Source organism: Flavivirga aquimarina (assembly GCF_030540835.1).
Classification (GTDB): Bacteria; Bacteroidota; Bacteroidia; order Flavobacteriales; family Flavobacteriaceae; genus Flavivirga; species Flavivirga aquimarina.
The window spans coordinates 1-458 of sequence record NZ_JAUOEK010000031.1 but is presented as its reverse complement, the minus strand read 5'-3'; the positions used below and the strand labels follow the sequence as shown (position 1 = coordinate 458).

Here is a 458-nt window from a genome sequence, read left to right as displayed (position 1 = left end):
TTGCCTACGGCTTCTAATCCTGCTAATATTACGGTTCCCGGTGGACCTGCTCCTGCTCCGGATGTAACAGTCGTTACGGATGAAGCGGATAATTGTACTGCTGTTAATGACATTGTGGTGACTCATGTATCGGATGTATCTGATAATGGTAATTGTCCGGAAACTATCACTAGAACTTATAGTGTTACAGATGAGTGTGGTAACTCTATCAATGTTACTCAAACTATTTTTATTACGGATCCTATTTTGCCTACGGCTTCTAATCCTGCGGATATTAATGTGCAGTGTATCGATGATGTGCCTGCTGTTGATATAACTGTGGTTACTGATGAAGCGGATAATCAAGGTACCCCTGTGGTGGCTCATGTATCGGATGTATCGGATGGTAATTCTTGTCCGGAGACGATCACTAGAACTTATAGTGTAACCGATATTTGTAATAATCAAATTCTTGTAAC

Annotated in this window: 1 protein-coding gene; it reads left to right on the top strand. The window is 41.0% G+C overall.

Annotated features, from left to right (window positions below; genetic code table 11):
• Positions 1 to 458 (top strand): HYR-like domain-containing protein (locus Q4Q35_RS01605; protein WP_303276173.1); only part of this gene is annotated, 458 nt, incomplete at both ends.